17 protein-coding genes are annotated in these 16090 nt (G+C 66.0%); 10 read left to right on the top strand and 7 right to left on the bottom strand.

Translation table 11 applies throughout. The features are described from left to right. Window positions 1–346 precede the first annotated feature (346 nt). A complete protein-coding gene (locus ACQP2U_RS27285; protein WP_040692543.1) occupies window positions 347–649 on the top strand; it encodes a DUF4193 domain-containing protein in 303 nt (100 codons plus the stop codon). Window positions 650–714: 65 nt separating this feature from the next. Here the strand turns inward: ACQP2U_RS27285 and ACQP2U_RS27280 are convergent, their stop codons facing one another. Then, a complete protein-coding gene (locus ACQP2U_RS27280) occupies window positions 715–1194 on the bottom strand; it encodes a DUF3093 domain-containing protein (protein WP_063043606.1) in 480 nt (159 codons plus the stop codon). Window positions 1195–1353: 159 nt separating this feature from the next. On the opposite strand from ACQP2U_RS27280, the gene dut reads away from it, so the two are divergent. Together dut and ACQP2U_RS27270 are read left to right on the top strand one after the other, a co-directional pair. Next, window positions 1354–1851: a dUTP diphosphatase gene (gene dut, locus ACQP2U_RS27275; protein ID WP_397028503.1), complete on the top strand. Its 498-nt coding sequence runs from the start codon at window positions 1354–1356 to the stop codon at window positions 1849–1851. A 5-nt stretch (window positions 1852–1856) separates the two neighbouring features. Next, window positions 1857–2834 carry a DUF3710 domain-containing protein gene (locus ACQP2U_RS27270; RefSeq protein WP_433716595.1) on the top strand — a complete coding sequence of 326 codons (978 nt, stop codon included), beginning with the start codon at window positions 1857–1859 and terminating at the stop codon, window positions 2832–2834. On the opposite strand, the gene ACQP2U_RS27265 is transcribed toward ACQP2U_RS27270, so the two are convergent. Further along, window positions 2831–3547: an alpha/beta fold hydrolase gene (locus ACQP2U_RS27265; protein WP_433710073.1), complete on the bottom strand. Its 717-nt coding sequence runs from the start codon at window positions 3545–3547 to the stop codon at window positions 2831–2833. The two genes, ACQP2U_RS27270 and ACQP2U_RS27265, sit on opposite strands and share 4 nt — an antisense overlap. Before the next feature lie 130 nt (window positions 3548–3677). Here ACQP2U_RS27265 and ACQP2U_RS27260 point away from each other — a divergent pair, with 130 nt between their 5' ends. The 3 genes from ACQP2U_RS27260 to shbA all read left to right on the top strand — a co-directional run bounded on the left by ACQP2U_RS27260 (window position 3678) and on the right by shbA (window position 5571). Then, entirely contained in the window at window positions 3678–4055 is a 378-nt protein-coding gene (locus tag ACQP2U_RS27260; RefSeq protein WP_040692536.1) for an OB-fold nucleic acid binding domain-containing protein, read from the top strand. A 3-nt stretch (window positions 4056–4058) separates the two neighbouring features. Continuing rightward, the gene (locus ACQP2U_RS27255) at window positions 4059–4787 is read left to right on the top strand and encodes a DUF3159 domain-containing protein (protein WP_433710072.1); all 729 of its coding nucleotides are present in this window, start codon (window positions 4059–4061) and stop codon (window positions 4785–4787) included. 175 nt (window positions 4788–4962) lie between these two features. Next, window positions 4963–5571 carry an RNA polymerase sigma factor ShbA gene (gene shbA, locus ACQP2U_RS27250; protein ID WP_433710071.1) on the top strand — a complete coding sequence of 203 codons (609 nt, stop codon included), beginning with the start codon at window positions 4963–4965 and terminating at the stop codon, window positions 5569–5571. A 42-nt stretch (window positions 5572–5613) separates the two neighbouring features. Here shbA and ACQP2U_RS27245 read toward each other — a convergent pair whose 3' ends face one another. Together ACQP2U_RS27245 and ACQP2U_RS27240 are read right to left on the bottom strand one after the other, a co-directional pair. Next, the gene (locus ACQP2U_RS27245; RefSeq protein ID WP_397028511.1) at window positions 5614–6285 is read right to left on the bottom strand and encodes a potassium channel family protein; all 672 of its coding nucleotides are present in this window, start codon (window positions 6283–6285) and stop codon (window positions 5614–5616) included. Between the two features lie 2 nt (window positions 6286–6287). Next, complete coding sequence (locus ACQP2U_RS27240) at window positions 6288–6953, bottom strand: potassium channel family protein (RefSeq protein WP_397028512.1); 666 nt, start codon at window positions 6951–6953, stop codon at window positions 6288–6290. A gap of 243 nt (window positions 6954–7196) precedes the next feature. Here ACQP2U_RS27240 and ACQP2U_RS27235 point away from each other — a divergent pair, with 243 nt between their 5' ends. From ACQP2U_RS27235 to ACQP2U_RS27225, 3 genes are all read left to right on the top strand, one after another. Further along, window positions 7197–9185 (top strand): APC family permease, encoded by a 1989-nt coding sequence (locus ACQP2U_RS27235; protein WP_433710070.1) that lies wholly within the window; start codon window positions 7197–7199, stop codon window positions 9183–9185. Then, a complete protein-coding gene (locus ACQP2U_RS27230) occupies window positions 9182–10798 on the top strand; it encodes a class I SAM-dependent RNA methyltransferase (RefSeq protein ID WP_433710069.1) in 1617 nt (538 codons plus the stop codon). The genes ACQP2U_RS27235 and ACQP2U_RS27230 overlap by 4 nt, the downstream gene beginning before the upstream one ends. 176 nt (window positions 10799–10974) lie before the next feature. Then, window positions 10975–11274 carry a DUF1330 domain-containing protein gene (locus ACQP2U_RS27225; RefSeq protein ID WP_397028518.1) on the top strand — a complete coding sequence of 100 codons (300 nt, stop codon included), beginning with the start codon at window positions 10975–10977 and terminating at the stop codon, window positions 11272–11274. 3 nt (window positions 11275–11277) lie between these two features. Here the strand turns inward: ACQP2U_RS27225 and ACQP2U_RS27220 are convergent, their stop codons facing one another. Together ACQP2U_RS27220 and ACQP2U_RS27215 are read right to left on the bottom strand one after the other, a co-directional pair. Further along, window positions 11278–12081, bottom strand: a complete 804-nt coding sequence (locus ACQP2U_RS27220; protein WP_433710068.1) for an enoyl-CoA hydratase — start codon at window positions 12079–12081, stop codon at window positions 11278–11280. 65 nt (window positions 12082–12146) lie between these two features. Then, window positions 12147–12830, bottom strand: coding sequence for an SIMPL domain-containing protein (locus tag ACQP2U_RS27215; protein WP_433710067.1), 684 nt, complete (start codon window positions 12828–12830; stop codon window positions 12147–12149). Between the two features lie 528 nt (window positions 12831–13358). Here ACQP2U_RS27215 and dxs point away from each other — a divergent pair. Then, window positions 13359–15257 (top strand): 1-deoxy-D-xylulose-5-phosphate synthase, encoded by a 1899-nt coding sequence (gene dxs / locus ACQP2U_RS27210; RefSeq protein WP_397028526.1) that lies wholly within the window; start codon window positions 13359–13361, stop codon window positions 15255–15257. Between the two features lie 219 nt (window positions 15258–15476). Here the strand turns inward: dxs and ACQP2U_RS27205 are convergent, their stop codons facing one another. After that, on the bottom strand, window positions 15477–16046 hold the full coding sequence (locus tag ACQP2U_RS27205; protein WP_433710066.1) for a CGNR zinc finger domain-containing protein: 570 nt from the start codon (window positions 16044–16046) through the stop codon (window positions 15477–15479). Window positions 16047–16090 lie beyond the last annotated feature (44 nt).

Raw genomic sequence — 16090 nt, 5'->3', positions numbered from 1 at the left:
ATACAGTGCGTAAGGTCTCGGCAAGTTCACGGTTGGTGTCGATTACCGCTCAGTTTCGAATCGTCTGTGTTTTGATTGCGACTTTTGCTCTGGGGTCCGCTATTGTCTGGCGGCCCAGATCGAAACACCGCAGCCCGAATCGGTGGTCGGTCGCGGGAACAAGAAGGGCATGTCCTGCGTTTACCGAGCGCTATCAAAGGTGGGTCCGCATGATCCGCCCTGATAGGGGACCGGTGTACGTGTGACGTGCACCACCGGCGGGGCGGTGCTGGTCATTCCGATTCCAAGGAATCGGTGTGAGTGGCCCGGTCCGGGATATACGGAGTAAGGACGAGGGGAAGACGACATGGCAACCGACTATGACGCACCGAGGCGCACTGAATCCGACGAGGTGTCGGAAGATTCGCTGGAGGAGCTGAAGGCTCGTCGCAACGAGGCACAGTCCGCCGTCGTGGATATCGACGAATCCGATACCGCGGAGTCGTTCGAGCTTCCCGGCGCGGACTTGTCCGAGGAAGTCCTGACAGTTCGGGTGATCCCGAAGCAGGCCGACGAGTTCACCTGTTCTAGCTGTTTCCTGGTCCATCACCGGAGCAGGCTGGCCAGTGAGAGTGGCGGTCAGCTGATCTGCATGGACTGCGCAGCCTGATCTGCGGCGCGAGATCTGATCTCGAGCCGAGATCAACGGTCAGCCCGCGCTCGGCACGCCCGGCCTCAGCCAGGTATGCCAAGCGCGGCCAAGACCCGGTCCGGCCGGCGCGTACTGATCAGCCAGTACGGCGTCGGATCGTCCGGGTCATCGAGTACAAGTAGCACCATCGGCCCCACCCATGGCCGGTGTTGGACATAGGCGGCGGGGTCGAGCTGGCGGCCCAGCGCCGCGCTCTTCGCGGTGGGGGCCACCGTGGCCGATCGGGCCACGAAGTTCACCGGCAGATGCGCGCGATCGGCGCGGAGTTCGCGGATACCGGAGCCGTCCTGGGCGACTTCCACCCGATGACGGCTCAGCCACAACAGCACCCACACCGGCACCGGAAACAGCAACGCGTAGGGCAACCAGGCGCGCAGACCTGGTGCGCCCATATGGATTTCGGCGGCCAGCAACCCGGCGATGGCGAACGCGATGGGCCACCACCACAGCGGCACCCATAGGCGCTCGCGATAGGGCTCGAAGCTTCGCTGTTGTTCGTCCATAGTCACTGGGTTGGGCTGGTCCGACACGACTCAACACTAATTCACTGAGGTCGGGAGCGTACGCGTAGGCTCGGGCAATGTGAGCGAGCGCAGCGAGCGAGTAATCAACACAGCCGCCTGGGCGGTCATGACGGAGCCGAGCGACAGCGAGGCGCAGTCATGAGCGCCCTATCATCCATACCTTTGCTGCGGCTTGATCCCGGCATTCCCGTGCCAACCCGTGCCCACCAAGGAGACGCGGGCGTCGACCTGTGCACTACGGAGGACGTCATCATCGAACCGGGGGAGCGCGTGCTGGTCGGCACCGGTGTCGCGGTCGCACTGCCGGTCGGTACGGTCGGCCTGATCCATCCCAGGTCTGGGCTCGCCGCGAAAACCGGTCTGTCGGTGGTGAATACGCCGGGCACCGTGGATGCGGGCTATCGGGGCGAAATCAAAGTGTGCCTGATCAATCACGATCCGCGCACCCCGATCGAACTGCGTCGCGGTGATCGGATCGCGCAGCTGCTGGTGCAGCGGGTGGAACTGGTCGATTTCGTGGAGGTCGAGGCACTCGACGACACCACGCGGGGTGCGGGCGGTTACGGGTCGAGCGGTGGCCATGCGAGTCTGGCCGCCTCGGCCGACGAGGCGGGCACTCTCGGCAAGGAGGCATGACGGGAATGTTCGGAAAGAGACGCAAGGCCGGCGGACGTGAGGAAAACGTCGAGGAGCGCTACGACGACGAGTACGCCGATGAGTACGGCGAGTACGCCACCTACGGCGATACGGATTACGACGATGAGCCGATCACCGACGAGAACCCCATCATCGATCCGATCACCGACGAGAATCCGATCGTCCCGGCTGAGTACCTCGTACGGCACTACGACGACGAACCCGAATACGACGAATCCGAGTACGACGCCGCCGACTACGCCGATGACGACGTCGTGGAAATGCCCCAATCCGGCCCCTACGACTACGACGAAGTGGCCGAGCTGCTGGACAATGTCTCCGGTCAGCGCCTCGATCTGGGTTCGGTGATCCTGCCGGTACCGCCGGGCGGCCAACTACAGGTCGAGATGACCCCGGACGGCACGCCGCAGGCGGTGCACATGGCGACCGAACACGGTCGGATCACCGTCGCGGCCTATGCCGCGCCCAAGTCGGCGGGCCAATGGCGTTCGGTGGCAGCCGATCTCGCCGAATCGCTACGCAAGGACGGTGCCAGGGTCGCGGTGGAGACCGGACCGTGGGGCCGGGAACTACTCGCCATCACCGAAGGCGCGGACCTGCGTTTCATCGGGGTGGACGGTCCGCGGTGGATGGTGCGCCTGGTGGCCGCGGGTCCGCAGGGCGCCGCCGATGACAGTGCGCCGCTGGTGCGGGCCGCGCGAGCGATCTTGAGCGAGACCGTGATTCGGCGCGGTGACGATCCGATGCCGGTGCGCGAGCCGCTGGCCGTCGTGCTCCCGCCGGAGCTGGCCGAGCAGCTGGCCGCCGCGCATCAGGCGCAGGTGGAGGCCCAGCAGCAGGCGATGGCCGCCCAGCAGGCCGCGGTCCAGCCCACAGCCCAGCCGCTGGTCCCGCCGCGCATGCCGAATGAACCGCGCCGCGGCGCGGGCGGCTCGGCCATGCAGCAGCTCGGACTGAACTAGACCGCCGCGAGTCCCGTGTATCCGAGAATCGCGGGATTCGCGCCCAGTTCATCGAGGGTGATTCGGATCAACTCGGCACGCGGGATCAGGTCGGCCCATTCCTCGGCGACCGCCACCGGATGCACCGGATCGTCGACCGCGGTGACGATGGCGACGGGCACCTCGACTGTGCCGAGTCGTTCCGCCTCGGGCCATTTGTAGTCCGCGGCCTCCTGCAGTGCCTCTGGCAGCCGTGGCCATTGCGAATGCCAGGACTGAGTGAGCGCGTCGGCGAGCCAGCGCGGACTGCTCGCACGCATGCGTTCGACCACCGCGTCCAGCCCGTCCGCACGCAACTGGGCCGCGGTGGCGGCGGCACTGAGTGCGGCTGGGCAGGTGGCGGTGTCGGGTCCGGTCCAGGCCGGGAGCGCCGCCACCACGCCGATTGCTGCTCCGGGGTGTTCAGCCGCCCATTCGAGCGCGACCGCCGCGCCGAGGGAGATCCCGGTGGCAAGGACCGGGCCGCGTCCAGCGGCCGCATCGAGCGCCGCCCGATATCCGGCAACCACTCCGCGCGGGTCGGGCTCGACAGCGATGAATTCGATTCCGCGTGCCGCACAAGCCGGTCCGAAGGCGCGGCGGGCGAAATCGGCATCCGATCCGGTTCCCGGCAACGCCACGGCGATCGGGGCCCTTGCGCCGCGATCCGGCGCGAAATGTGGGGAGTCGAACACCGGTCCGAGCGTAGCGGGGGGAGGGTTGCCCATCTACAGTGGCGGGTATACGGCCTTAAGCCGGTCGTCGCCGGAACAACCACGATGGCGTGTGACCCACGTCGTCTTGCTCCACGCAGGAGAGCGTCAAATGTCATCAGCCGCCTCAGGTTATTTTCGCCGTCTGAGCCGCAGGCTGACCGAGGATATCGATCAGTTGGACGCCGAGGAACTCGCCGAATCAGCCGATGCGTCGGGTGCCTGCCGGGCCTCGGACTGTCAGCGTGGGGACGAAGCGACCATGCTCGGCCGACTACGCAGTGTCGAGGCATGTCCGAAGTCCGTCGGCGCCAGTGTCCAGGCAGAATTCTTCGACGGCACCGACGCCATCAGTCTGGTGTGGATCGGTCGCCGCCGCATTCCCGGTATCGAACCGGGACGCAAGATCCTCGTCCGAGGTCGTGTAGGTGACCGAGATGGTCGTAAGGTGATCTACAACCCCTACTACGAATTGCGTGAGAACAGCTGACGTATGCCATCGAGCAACGAGAACGCCGCCGAGATCCACACCGCAGGTCGTGAGCCGATCGGCGTGGGCCCGTCCGATGCCGTAGATCGCTCTGTAGACGCCGAAAACGAAGAGGTCGAACAAACCCTGCTGGAGCAGTTGGGCGGCTTCAGCGGGCTGATCTACTCCACGCTGCCGGTGCTGGTTTTCGTGCCCGTGAACACCTTTGCCGGGCTCACCGCGGCGATCTGGTCGGCATTGGGCGTGGCCGCCGCGATTCTGGTGTGGCGGCTGGTGCGGCGCAGCCCGATCCAGCCCGCGATCTCAGGCTTCCTCGGGGTGGGCATCTGCGCGTTCATCGCCTATCGGATGGGTGAGGCGAAGGGCTTCTTCCTGTTCGGCATCTACACCAGCCTGGTGTACGCCGGGGTGTTCCTGGTGTCGATGCTGGTGCGCTGGCCGTTGGTCGGCGTGATCTGGGGTGTGCTCAACGGCCACGGCACCGAATGGCGCTCCGACCGTCGCGTCGTGCGCCTCTACGACCTCGCGACCACCACCTGGGTGATCGTGTTCGGCACCCGCTATCTGGTGCAGTCCCAGCTCTACGACACCGATCGCACCGGCTGGCTGGCCTTCGCGCGCATCGCCATGGGCTGGCCGCTGACCGCCGTCGCGCTGGCCGTCACGGTATGGGCGGTGCGCCGGGCTGGACATCTGCCGGTCAGCCGGGGTACGGCCGCCGGAACGGCGTAGGAATTCCCGCCCGAATTCCGCTGGGGTGTTAACGAATCGCCGCCGGAGGTGGTGCAGTACCCACCCTGGGGTGCCTGGTTGGGCGACCGAGTTCATCAGACGATCAGTGCAAGCGAAAAAGCACGATCGGCGAGGAAGGACTCGGACGTTGGCTACCGAGCACAGCATTGCGGCAATGTCGAAGAATCAAACCCACCACAACCCGGCACTCTCGGAGAGCCGTCGGGTATCGGGCGAACTGGATAAGTTGATCGCTCCGGCGGCCGCGGGCGACCGTGCGGCGGTTTCCGAGATCATCCGGCTGGTCCATCCGCTCGTGCGCCGGTACTGCGGTGCGCGCCTTGGCAATACCGCACATCTGCACGTCACGGCCGACGATGTGGTGCAGGAGATCCTGCTGGCCACCGTCAACGCCATTCCGCGCTACCGCGATCAGGGCAAGTCGTTCCTGGCCTTCGTCTACGGCATCGCGGCAAATAAGGTGGCCGACGCGTTCCGGCGTTCGCAGCTGCACCCGATGTACCCGGTCGCCGAGCTTCCCGATACGGCATCGACCTCCGCCGGTCCCGAGGAGTGGGCGATCGCCTCCGAACGTCGCGAGGCGACCCGGGAGTTGATGAAGATCCTGGCGCCCGCGCACCGCGAGGTCCTGGTGATGCGGATCGTGCTCGGTTGGACCGCGGCGCAGACCGCCGAGGCCATCGGGACCAGTCCCGGCGTGGTTCGAGTGATGCAGCATCGCGCGCTGAACAGGCTGCGCGCGAAGCTCGCGGCCGCATCCTGAAGTAGGCAAGGCGCTGATCCGGATCACAGCCTTGCCGGGGTGTCAGGGTTTGATGCCGTGCGTGGCCAGCGCCACCCGCAGATCTTCCTCGGCCTCCACGGAGGTCACGAACAACAGCTCGTCATCGCCCTCGAAAGGGTCGTCGGGCTGCGGCACGATCACCCGGCCGCCGCGCAGAATCGTCACCAGGGCGGCGTCGCGCGGCAGGGTGAGCGTGCGGACGGGCTTGCCCGCCAAGGCGGTATCACTGGGCAGGGTGATCTCGACCAGATTCGCCTGACCCTGCCGCAGCGTCATCAAGCGGACCAGATCGCCGACCGAGACCGCCTCTTCCACCAGCGAGGCGAGCAGCCGTGGTGTCGACACCGCGACATCGACGCCCCAGGATGCGTCGAAGAGCCATTCATTGCGTGGATCGTTGACCCGCGCCACCACCCGGCGTACGCCGAATTCGGTCTTGGCGAGCAGGCTGTGCACCAGATTCGTCTTATCGTCGCCGGTGGCGGCGATGACCACCTCGTAGGTCTGCAGACCCGCGTCCTCCAGCAGCGCGAGTTCGCACGCATCGGCATGGACCCAGACGGCATCCGGGATGGCGGCGGGGTCGATGTGGTCGAGCTGGCGCTCGAGCAGCATCACCCGGTGGCCGCCGCGCAATAGCTCCTTGGCTATCGATCGGCCGACGGCGCCGGCTCCGGCGATCGCCACTTTCATGTTCAGTCCTCGCTTGCTGGGGGCTTACCGGCCAAGGCGACGGTCTCGCCGACGGAGCCGGAGGTGGCTGCGACATAGACGATGTCGTCGGCCTGGACCACGGTCTTGCTCTCGGGAAGCAGGCCCTGACCGAACCGGATGATGAAGGCGACCCTGGCACCCACATTGCGTTCCAGATCGCGCACGGTGCGCCCGTACCACTCCTCGTGCAATGTCAACTGGGCTACCGCCACGGTGCCCGTCGGATCGCGCCAGGTGGTGGTGCCGCCATCGCCGATCAGCGTGGTGAGGAAGCGGTCGGTGGTCCACGGCACGGTGGCGATGGTCGGAATGCCGAGGCGTTCGTAGACCGCGGCGCGCTTGGCGTCGTAGATGCGCGCGACCACGCGCTGCACGCCGAACATTTCCCGGGCCACCCGCGCGGAGATGATGTTGGAATTGTCGCCGGAGGAGACCGCGGCGAACGCGTCGGCCCGCTCGATTCCCGCGCGGGTCAGCACATCACGGTCGAAGCCGACGCCGACCACCCGTTCGCCGGGAAAGTCCTCGCCGAGACGCAGGAAGGCGCTGGGGTCCCGGTCGATCACGGTGACCTCATGGCCGACCCGGACCAGGGCGCGTGCCAGCGAAGAGCCGACCCGTCCGCAACCCATGATCACTACGTACACCGCAACCTCGTTCCTGGAAACTGTGTTCAATTGGCGGCGCTCGCGGGCCCTACGTGGTAACGCAAGCTTCCTCTTCCGGCCCTGAGCTCACGCCGCAGGGCGTTCGGTTTGCTTACCTCGGCATCGAACCGTACCCGCCAGATGTTTCCATGGCCCAATCTTCCCCCTCCGCCTGTCAACCAAACATACGACGCGAACCGGCCGAGGGAGCGCCGCATCCTGCGGGGATCTATGCTCGCTCCAGTGTCCAAGTTGACGACGGCAGCCAAACGTGTGCTGCTGGGCAGGCCTTTCCGTAGCGATGCGCTGGGCCATACCCTGCTGCCGAAGCGAATCGCTCTTCCGGTGTTCGCCTCCGATGCGATGTCCTCGGTGGCATACGCTCCAGAGGAAATCTTCCTTGTCCTGTCGGTGGCAGGCATCTCTGCCTACGCCTATGCGCCCTGGGTGGGTCTGGCAGTCGCATTCGTGATGGCGGTGGTGGTCGCCAGCTACCGGCAGAATGTGCACGCCTACCCCTCCGGCGGAGGCGATTACGAGGTGGCTACCACGAACTTGGGTCCGAACGCGGGTCTGACCGTCGGCAGTGCGCTGCTGGTCGACTACGTGCTGACGGTTGCGGTGTCGATGTCGTCGGCGGCATCGAATATCGGGTCGGCGATTCCCTTCGTCGCCACCCACAAGGTGCTGTTCGCGGTGGCCGCCATCGCGATATTGACCGCCGTGAATCTGCGCGGGGTGCGCGAATCGGGCGCCGCCTTCGCCGTGCCGACCTACCTGTTCATGTTCGGTATGTTCGCGATGTTGATCTGGGGCTTCCTGCGCATCGAAGTATTCGGCGACGACGTGCGCGCGGAGTCGTTCGGTTTCGAGCTGAAGGCCGAGGATTCGCATCTATACGGGATCGCGTTCGTCTTCCTGATCGCCCGCTCGTTCTCCTCCGGCTGCGCCGCGCTGACCGGTGTCGAGGCCATCAGCAATGGTGTGCCCGCATTCCGAAAGCCGAAGTCGCGCAATGCCGCGACCACCCTTCTGTTGCTTGGCTGCATCGCCATCACGCTGTTTCTCGGCATGATCGTGCTGACGCAGAAGGTCGGTGTGGTGATCGCCAACGACAATTCGGATCTGCTCGGCGCACCAGCGGACTACGACCAGAAGACCCTGATCGCACAGCTCGCGCACGCGGTCTTCAGTGGGTTTCCTGCCGGGTTCTTCTTCATCACCACGGTGACCGCGCTGATCCTGGTGCTGGCGGCGAATACCGCGTTCAACGGGTTCCCGGTGCTGGGTTCGATTCTGGCGCAAGATCGTTACCTGCCGCGGCAGTTGCACACCCGCGGTGACCGGCTGGCGTTCAGCAACGGCATCCTGTTCCTCTCGGGTGCCGCCGTCGCATTCGTCGTGGTGTTCGGCGCCGAGGTGACCAAGCTCATCCAGCTCTACATCGTCGGAGTGTTCGTCTCGTTCGTGCTCAGCCAGACCGGCATGCTGCGGCACTGGACCCGGTTGTTGCGCACCGAAACCGATCCCGCGCAGCGGGCGCGGATGAAGCGGTCCCGGGTGATCAACGCGATCGGGCTCAGCGCCACCGGGACGGTGCTGGTCATCGTGTTGATCACCAAGTTCTTCGCCGGTGCCTGGATCGCGATCTGCACCATGGTGTCGATCTTCGTTGTGATGAAACTCATTCGAAGGCACTACGATTCGGTCTCCCGTGAACTCGAGGAGCAAGAGTGGGACGGCGTGCTGCCGAGTCGGTCGCATTCGATCGTCTTGGTATCCAAACTGCACCTGCCGACGCGCCGGGCGCTGGCGTACGCGCGCGCGACCCGCCCCGATACCTTGGAGGCGGTGACGGTGAATGTCGACGAGGCCGACACCAGGGCGCTGGTGCGCGAGTGGGAGCGCAGTGATATCACGGTGCCGCTCAAGGTGATCGAATCGCCCTATCGCGAAATCACCAAGCCGGTACTGGATTACGTCAAGCGGGTGCGGCGGGATTCGCCGCGCGATGTGGTGACCGTATTCATTCCCGAATACGTTGTCGGACATTGGTGGGAGCAGATTCTGCACAACCAGAGCGCGTTGCGGCTCAAAGGCAGATTGCTGTTCGAGCCCGGGGTCATGGTGACGAGTGTGCCGTGGCAGTTGACGTCGTCGGCAAAGGCCAGGCAGGCCGGTGTGGTGTACGCCCCGGGTGCGGTGCGGCGCGGATACGAGGACCAAGGGTGACCGACTGGCGCTCGAACACTTTCGAGGTCCGGCTCGGACCTCCCGGGCACGGCGGGTTCTGTGTCGCCCGGCACGAGGGCCGCGTGGTCTTCGTGCGGCACGGGCTGCCCGAGGAACTGGTTCGAGTGCGGGTCACCGAGGATCGCGGGGGTTCGTTCTGCCGGGCCGGTGCGATCGAGATCCTGGAGCCATCCCCGGATCGCGTCCCCGCCACCTGTCCCGTCTCCGGTCCCGGTGGCGCGGGCTGCTGCGATTTCTCCTTCGCCACGCCCGCTGCGCAGCGGGCGCTGAAGGCAGCGGTGGTCGCCGAGCAGCTGCGCCGCATCGCCGGAATCGAACGCGATATCACCGTCGAACCGATCGCCGGATATCCGGCCGACGCCACCGGCGGCTGGCGCACCCGCGTCCGGCTGGCCGTCGACGCCGCGGGTCGAGCCGGAGTGCACGGGTACCGCAGCACCAAGGTGATCACCGATTTGCGCTGTCCCCAACCGGTTTCGGGTGCGATGGACGGTATCGCGGACCGAATGTGGACGCCCGGCGCGGATTTGGTGGTCGCGGTGGACGGCGATGGGGTGCGCCACATCGTCGAGTTGGCGCCGTCGGCGGTTGCGGGACGTGCTGAGCGTGAACGGCCTTCCGCACGCGGTGGGGATCGGCGCGGCAGGCGGGAGTCGGATCGGCGCGCGGGCAGAGATCGCACTGCCGAGCGGGGACCCTGGCCGAGTACGGGTGCACGCGGCCGGGGCGACGAAGGCCGTCGGGGTGGGTCGCAATGGCGGCATCTCGACGACGGCGACGGACGTCAGGACCTGCCGGGTGATCCGGATGGCGTCGGTCGCGATCATGCCGCGGAATCGGGGCACGATGGCGAGTGGAGTCGCGATGGCAGGCGTCGGGATCGGTCTCGTCGCGATGAGTTCGGCGGTGCGGGCTCGCGAGCGAATCAATCCGGATCGGTTGGCGGCGAGGGGGTTCGACGGAGGGCAGCGGCACGGCGGGCGGCGACGCATGCGGCTCGGGACGAGTGGGTGATGGGCGGTAGCGGTCGGACGGTCGAATATGTGGCCGGGCGGCGGTGGGAGCTGTCGGCGACCGGATTTTGGCAGGCGCATCGCGGTGCGGCGCAATGCTATTCGGATCTGGTCGCCGAGTGGGCCGGACTCCGTCACGGGGAGCGGGCATGGGATCTGTACAGCGGCGTGGGGGTTTTCGCGGCCCGCTTGGCGGAGCAGGTCGGTCAGACCGGCTCGGTGCTCGCGGTGGAGTCGACGCGGTCCGCGGTTGCCGACGGCAATGCCGCGCTGCGCGATCTGCCCTGGCTGAACCTGCGCGTCCAGCGCGTCGAGCACTGGCTGGCCGAACACGCCAGCAGCGCCGCCCCGGAGGTGGTCGTCCTGGATCCACCTCGTGCGGGCGCGGGCAAGGAAGTCGTCAACGCGGTGACCAGCAGCGGCCCGTCGCGCATCATCCACATCGGTTGCGATCCGGCCTCTTTCGCCCGCGACCTCGGCCTCTACCGGTCGGCCGGCTACCACCTCGCCGACCTACGCGCCTTCGACGCCTTCCCCGCCACCCACCACGTCGAATGCCTCGCCCTCCTCCACCGCTGACCCCCTACGCGCCGGTCCACATCAAGATCAGGTGGAATCCATGGCGGCATCGCCCGAGAAGCCTCATGCGCCAGTGTCACTTGATCTTGATGAGGTCCGATGCTGCCTGTCGATCCACGGTTTCATTGTCCGGTTCCCTCGATCATGGAGCTGGAGGTGCGGCTTAGAGTCGCACCATGACCGTGTATGTCATCGCGCAGCTGAAGTTCACTGATCGTGGCGCCTATGATCGCTACCGTGCACGCTTCCTCGAGGTGTTCACCCACTACTCCGGCACCCTGCTTGCTTCCGATGAATCCCCGCAGGTGATCGAGGGCGATTCGGATCGTGAGAAGGTCGTGCTGATGTCGTTCCCGGACGAGCCGTCGTTTCGCGAATGGGCGGATTCGCCTGAGTATCAGGAGATCTCGAAAGATCGTCACGCGGGGGCGGATACGGTGACATTGCTGGTCAAGGGCATAGACCGGCGCTCGTGAAGGTCAGTCTTCGTACACTGGTGGCCGACGGTCGCGCCGGGCCCGGATGGCCTCGTCGAAATTCTCGGTGGTGAGACGGACGTAGAGCTGGGACATCCCCTCGTGCTGCATATGGGATTCGAAACCGCCGGCCTCCATCCCGCTCCACAGCATGCGTTTGGTGAGCTCGGTGCCGACGCGGCTGAAACTGATGATCCGCTCGGCCAGGTCGTAGCAGGTGTCGAGAAGTTTCGCGGTGGGCACGACGCGCGAGACGAGACCGATGCGTTCGGCCTCGACCGCGTCGACATCTCGCCCGGACAGCATGATTTCGAAGGCGCGGGATGCACCGATGGCGCGCGGCAGCAGATAGCTGATGCCCAATTCCGCTGAGGTGAGGCCGTTATTGATGCCCGCCGCACGAAAGTAGGCGTCCTCGCCCGCGATTCGGATATCGGTGGCCACGCCGAGACAGAATCCGCCGCCGATCGCCGCGCCATTGATCGCGCCGATGACCGGTTGATTCATTCGTCGCAGCGTGATCATCACATCGTTGAGCAGATCCATCGACCGCCGCGCGACGCTGGTCTTGGTCAGGCCCTCGGTATTGGGAATCCGGCCGGCATTCTGCAGATCCGCGCCTGAGCAGAAGCCGTCGCCCGCGCCGGTGAGCACCACGACCCGCACCTCGTTATCGGCACTGACCGTTTCGAGGGCCTCGCGCAGCGGGATCATCACATCGAAGGCCATCGCGTTCATCCGCTCCGGCCGATTGAGCGTGACCAGTGCGACCTGCGGTCGTGGCTTCTCGATGAGCACGAAAGACATGCGGACCCCTAATCAGACGCGATGAGGCCCTCACTATACCCAAGCAAGCGTTAGGTTAGATGGAATCAGTCGAGCTGCCAGGTCGCCCGGATGGTCGCCGAGATTTCGGATTCGCCGAGTTCGACCGGAACCGGAGCGCCGCCGTACGACTCGTTCATCGGGGCCGACATGGCCATGAGCCGGGGCGTGGCGGGCGGGGTAGAGGTGGCGTTCTCGGTGATTTCGAGCACCGTGCCGAGGCTGCGCCGCGCGCGGCCCGCGTACTGTTCGGCCTTGGCGTGCGCGTTGTCCCACGCGGCATCGCGGGCACGAATGAGCAGGCTCTCCTGATCGGCGAAACCGAGATTGAGACCGCCTAGGCGAACGTCGTCACCACCGGCCTCGACACAGTTGGCGATGATAGCGGCGGGGCCAGGATCCGCCGTTTCGCCGATATCGCGCAGCACGACGGTGAGGTCGGTGGTCGCGACGTATCCGGTGATCTTGGAGCCGCCGCCTTCGAGCCAGACGGTTTCGGTGCGCACCGACAGTCCGCTGGTGGTGATATCGGTGCCGGGAACGCCATCGGAGCGCAGCGAATCAGTGACGGCTGCAACGCGCTCACCGGCTTGGCCGTAGGCGAGCGCGACCTTACTGGCCCGGGTTTCGACGGAGATGGTGACGCGCATCAGATCCGGGGTGGCGCGGGCGCTGCCCGATCCGAAGGTGGTGACTGTGCCAGCGGTGTCGTCGGACTTCTTCTTGCTCACGGCGCTCTCCTGACTTCCTCGGTCGCAAATGCAACGGTCGATACTTCGGAAATGTCCCCTCGGGGCGGGCGAAACCGGTCAATACTCGCCGTCGCGAACAGTGATCGCGCGCGGGATGGTTCTCGATCGGCGGGGATGTGCACGCGGGTTCATCGGTGGCCAGGCACAGTCCGAACGAATCGGGTTGTACTGCAGCCAGTTCGGGGATGCAGACGGCGAATTCTCCGGAATTGTCGGCGCGGCACAATTCGTAGACATCGGTGACGATGCGTGCCACGACGCCGGGGTCGACCGTTTGCGGAACCTTCTGCTCGGGCAGGGGCCACATGTCCACTCTAAGCTGGGTAACGTTGGGTCGACCGGCGAACTCATCCGCCCGAGCGTGTCTTCGGATGGGCTGGCGATTCGTGTGGAGGCTCACACTTCCGTGCGAAGTCGGCTGGTGGCGGGGCATTGTCGTGCGAAGCCGCTCGCGCGGCTCCGTAGACTGATCGGATCAGATGCGCTATCCGGAGGGAGCGAGTTCAGGTGGGAGTGCTTTCCCGGGTCGACACGCCCGAAGACCTGCGACGGCTGACCGTTGCCGAATTGGGTGAACTGGCGGAGGAGATTCGCGAGTTCCTGGTGCAGAAGGTCGCCGTCACCGGCGGGCACCTCGGCCCCAATCTCGGTGTGGTCGAGCTGACCATCGCACTACACCGGATCTTCGACTCGCCGGCCGATCCGTTGATCTTCGACACCGGGCATCAGGCCTACGTGCACAAGATCCTGACCGGTCGCAAGGATCAATTCGACACGCTGCGCAAGCAGGGCGGGTTGTCCGGCTACCCGAGCCGATCCGAGAGCGCCCACGACTGGGTCGAGTCCTCACACGCCTCGGCGTCGCTGTCCTATGCCGACGGTCTAGCGAAGGCCTTCGCGCTGACCGGACAGAACCGGCATGTGGTCGCGGTGGTCGGCGACGGCGCGCTCACCGGTGGCATGTGCTGGGAGGCGCTGAACAATATCGCCGCCGCACCGGACCGGCCCGTCGTCGTGGTGGTCAACGACAACGGGCGCTCCTACGCCCCGACCATCGGCGGCCTCGCCGACCGGTTGACCGCCCTGCGCACCCAGCCCGCCTACGAGCATGCGCTGGATGCGGGTAAGCGGATCCTCAAGAGCATTCCGCGCGTCGGTGAATCCGCGTACTCGATGGTGCATGCCGTGAAGGCCGGGATCAAGGATGCGGTGAGCCCGCAGGAGCTGTTCAGTGATCTCGGGTTGAAGTATGTCGGGCCGGTGGACGGCCACGACACTGTCGCGCTGGAGGCGGCACTGCGGCGGGCGAAGGATTTCGGCGGGCCGGTGGTCGTGCATGTGGTGACGCAGAAGGGGCGCGGCTATTCGCATGCCGAGAACCACGTCGCCGATCAGATGCACGCCTGCGATCCGATCGACCCGCTCACCGGTCGTCCGCTCGGCGGCCCGAAGGCGCTCGGGTGGACGTCGGTGTTCTCCGAGGAGTTGATCGCGCATGCGGACAAGCGCGACGATATCGTCGCGATCACCGCGGCCATGCCCGGACCTACCGGTCTGGCGGCATTCGGGGAACGCTTCCCGGAGCGGATGTTCGATGTCGGCATCGCCGAACAGCATGCGATGGCATCGGCCGCCGGACTCGCCCTCGGCGGCATGCATCCGGTGGTGGCCATCTACTCGACCTTCCTCAACCGTGCCTTCGACCAGTTGCTGATGGATGTCGCGCTGCTGAAGCAGCCGGTGACGGTGGTACTGGATCGCGCCGGAATCACCGGTCCCGATGGCGCCTCGCACAATGGCATGTGGGATCTGTCGGTGCTCGGCATCATTCCCGGCATGCGCGTCGCGGCCCCGCGTGATGCGGCGACGTTGCGTGAGGAGTTGGCTGAGGCGCTCGCGGTGAGCGACGGGCCGACCGCCATCCGTTTCCCGAAGGGAAGTGTGGCCGAGGATATCTCGGCCATCGAGCGGCTCGATGGGGTCGATGTGCTGCGGCTGCCCGAGCGTGAGGGCGGGTCTGCCCGAGCTCAGCGCGGTGATGTGCTGCTGGTCGCGGTCGGGCCCTTCGCGTCGACCGCGGTCGCGGTCGCGGATCTACTGGAACCGGAAGGTATTTCGGTCACGGTCATCGATCCGCGTTGGGTGCTGCCGGTTTCCGACACCGTCGTCAAGCTCGCCGAAAACTACCGTCTCGTGGTGACTTTGGAAGACGGCGGTCTGCACGGCGGGATCGGGTCCACCGTTTCCGCTCGATTGCGCGGCGCGGGCTTGGATGTGCCCACCCGTGATCTCGGTGTGCCGCAGCACTTCCTGGACCATGGTTCCCGGAATGAGGTGCACGAGGAACTTGGTTTGACGGCTCCAGATATCGCTCGGCGCATCTCGGGCTGGCTCGACGCGCGCTGAGGGCGTATGCCGCGCGGCGCTGATCGGTCTGGGCGGCAATATCATTGGTGCCTTCCGCCGGTGATCGCGGCATTGCCGACGGGCACCTGATGCCAGTCCGATTCGGCACGCTCCTGTCGTCATTCCACGGGCGATAGCCTTTTCGCGTCTGCCGATGTGGATGATCATCGCCGCTTTGGTGCTGGCAGTCGTGAGTTCATGGCCGCCTCGCGTCGGCGACTAGCGTGCCGCGTTACGGCGATGGGAAGCACGGACTTTCACACGGTTACCGCATACGTCCATGGAACACCAGGTGCGGCCGCGGTTGCGGGAGTGGTCGAAGAAGGCCCAGCGGCAGCTCGGTTCTCGGCAGGTCTTGAGACGTGACCAGGTGCCTGCCGCGACGGCGGTGGCGACGTCGGCGAGCAGGGTGGTCAGGGCGTGGTCGACCACATCGTCGGTATTCGGGACGAGGCTGGGCGGGGTGCTGGTCACGTTCAAAGTCAGCGGGAGCGTCGCGGTGAGTGCGGCGAGTTCGGCGCGTGCCGCCGGGTTCAGGCCATCCGGTCGCGGGCTGGCGACGGGTTCGGCGTTGTTCGTGGCCAGTAGTGCACGTAGGCCCTCGCGGATACGGACGGCTCGCTCTTGTGCGGCAGTATCGGCGGTGCCCTCGGGCAGCAATTCGTGTGCGCGTAGCCAACTCGTCAATTCTTCGGGTGTCCCGAGGGTGTCGCCGTCCGCGCGGCGGGTGTTGACGAATTCCACCAGACGAGCGAGCGCCGCGGGTGCGGCATCGACTGTGTCGGACATGCGATCCATAGTAACTCCCCATTGACGATGGCTGGTTACCTAAC

The sequence above is a fragment of the Nocardia sp. CA-084685 genome, from assembly GCF_050955785.1.
GTDB lineage: Bacteria > Actinomycetota > Actinomycetes > Mycobacteriales > Mycobacteriaceae > Nocardia.
Note: the sequence above shows the minus strand (reverse complement) of the source record. Positions and strands in the feature narration are given on the sequence as shown.